This window comes from Eggerthia catenaformis OT 569 = DSM 20559 (assembly GCF_000340375.1).
Lineage (GTDB): Bacteria > Bacillota_I > Bacilli_A > Erysipelotrichales > Coprobacillaceae > Eggerthia > Eggerthia catenaformis.
In genome coordinates, this window is the sequence record NZ_KB446653.1 from 4,670 (window position 1) to 7,551 (window position 2,882).

The window sequence follows — 2,882 nt, forward strand, 5'->3', positions numbered from 1 at the left end:
GAAGAAAATGTACTTCGACGAGATGATCAGGAAAGAAATGAAAGCGGGCGAGTTCTCCGAAATGGAGAGTACGGACGAGATAATAGAGAAAATCAAGGAGAATACGCTAAACAACTTGGAGGAACAGACGGACTTCATAAGGGAGTATCCGAATCCGACCTACGCAGTGATGAGGCTGGATTACATTTCAGAGAGCGAGGAGCAGAGCTACTTCGAGATGTTAGTAGACCTATACAAGGAGAAGAAACTGACAGGACACCTGATGGATATTCAGAAACAGGCGATAGAATTTATGAGGACAGAGAAACCGAAATTGATGACAGCTTGGAAGATAGAGGACGAGAACAATCCACAGTATGGGGCGATGATTTCAGCTCTGAAGGAAATGACAATCAAGGAAGTAGTGGAAATTTAAAAGATAATACTAATGTAGAGTTAAAAGAAGCTGATAAGGCTTCTTTTTCTTTACCCGAAAATACTTACGGACAAATGAGGCTTACCATTCCATTAACTCAGAAGGATATAGATACCGTTCTTATTAACGGAGGAAACCATGATGGCGGCAGACTTCCTATCATTGCTGAGTTTTCTAAAGGAAAGAGAAATGAAGAATTGGGAGAATACCTCCAAGATACCTTTAGAGGAGGAAACGGATTTTACATTGGTGAAAGAGAGGTATCTTCCTGGTATTCGGATAAAGGCATTCATTTGACTTACGGGACTTCTGCAAGAGAAGATAATACACAAATTTTAAGCTGGAGTGATGCAGCAAGTAGGATAAATGAACTTCTTGACAGAGGTGAGTTTGCCACAAATGTAGAACTTTCTGAAGCATATGATTACGAAAGGGACAGAATTTCAGAGTCATTATGGTATCTATACCATGATTTAAGCGAAGAAGGAAAAGCACAGGGTTATTTTGATTTTATAGAAAGAGGTGGTGGCTTTCCGGAAGAAACGAAAAGACTATCTGAGGCATTAAAAAATCCTGAATACCTAAAGGACACAATTAAAGAATACAGTAGGTTCTTAGCAGGCTACAAAGAAAACAGAGGTGTACTAAGATTTCATTATCACAAGGTAGATAGCCTTTATCAGAGATTACAGGAACTTGAGCTGACACGAAAGGAATATAGTACCAATCTGACAGAACTTCCTAAAGTAAAGCCATTTATTACAGATGACGAAGTTCTTGCTACCCTGTCAAGAGGAAGCGGAATAGATAAGGGAAAAGAGCGAATTACAAAATTTTTCAAGGAAAACCATACGCTTCAAGAAAAAGCTAACTTTTTAAAAGACGAGTATGGCATAGGTGGAAGCTCTCATGCTGTTTCAGGTGCAATGGGAAGCGATGAATGGCACGATGCTAAGGGACTTAAATTACAGAAGAAAGATTGCAGTGATGTATTTCTTACTTGGTCAAGCGTGGCAAAACATATTGATGAGTTGCTTTCTAAAAATCTTTATCTTGAGGAAAAGAAAATAGAAAGTAATACAGAGATAGAAGAAAAAGAACCGCAATATTATTCCAAAGACAATCCTGAAAACTTAATGACGGATGAAATGCTTGAAAGAGTGCCTGAACTTTATGCACAAGAAGATGTATCTTTAGCAGATAAGCAAGTTCATGCTGCATATATCATTCCATTGAGAAGTAATTGGACTTGGTATATGACAGAATACGATAGGGAAAGTGGTGATGCTTTCGGACTTGTACTTGGGATTGAACCTGAATGGGGATATTTCAATCTTGAAGAATTGAAAGAATTAAATGCCCAAAGGCTCATTTTAGAAGATTTTCCAAAGACCTTTAGAGAACTTAAAGATACGGAACTTGTCAAGCAGATGGATGAGCAGGAGCTTCAATCAGCCTTTAATGGGGAGCTTAGCTTTGAAGAAGAAACAGAGCTTGATGTATCTGAAGAAATAGAAGAAAGAGTACCTGTAACACCTATTCAAGGAACGCTATTTGACTATCTAAAGGAAAGAGAAGAAGTAGAATTAAATGAAAAAGCGGAAAGCCTTGCAGGTGAATTTGCAGTTAAAGAGGGAGATACTGTCTATTTCAACTATGAAGAATACAGGGTTAGGGAGATTTCTAAAAACCAAATCACAGGAAGAAATGATTTATGGCTTGATCCTTCTCGAACCGGCAATCATCAAATACCGATTGTAGACGTTGAAGATAATGAGGACTTATTAAAGCAGATAAGCCTTGAAAGACCTGCCTTTATTATTGGTGATGAAGTAAGATACAAGGATAAAGACTATACCATCACACGTTTTGATGATATGGGAAATAATCTAAAGACAGTAACGGTTAAGGACGATACCGAATATCTTGGCGGTATGATAACAGGCTCCGATGTAATCCCTTATCGTCTTGAAAGCGACCTTGAGAGGGTATTTGAAAATCTAAACTATACGAAACTTGAAAAAACTATTGAGGAAGTAGAAATAAAGAAAACGGAAGCACATAACTTCAAAATTACAGAAGAAACGCTACCTGAAAAGTTATCTCCAAGCGAAAGATTAAATCAAAACATTGAAGCAATTTCCATGCTTAACAGAGTGGAGAGCGGACAAAGAGAGCTTGACAGTACAGCGCAGGAAGTTTTAGCAAGGTATGTAGGCTGGGGCGGACTTTCCGAAGTCTTTGATGAAAGCAAGGGAGGTCAGTGGAAAGAAGCAAGGGCTTTTCTAAAGGAGAACTTATCACATGCAGAATACGAAGCTGCAAGAGAATCTACTTTAACGAGCTTTTACACACCGAAAACCGTAATTGACGGAATATATAAGACGCTTTCGGATATGGGATTTAAACAGGGAAACATTTTAGAACCATCAATGGGCATCGGAAACTTTATAGGCAATATCCCTGA

At 38.4% G+C, this 2,882-nt stretch carries 1 protein-coding gene and 1 pseudogene; both read left to right on the forward strand.

What is annotated here, in order from left to right; all coding sequences use genetic code 11:
* A partial coding sequence (locus tag HMPREF9943_RS10525; protein ID WP_482156160.1) for a hypothetical protein occupies window positions 1-415 on the forward strand: 415 nt, incomplete at its 5' end.
* A pseudogene (locus HMPREF9943_RS09605) lies at window positions 325-2,882 on the forward strand (helicase-related protein); the annotation flags it as partial. The gene HMPREF9943_RS10525 and the pseudogene HMPREF9943_RS09605, both read left to right, overlap by 91 nt.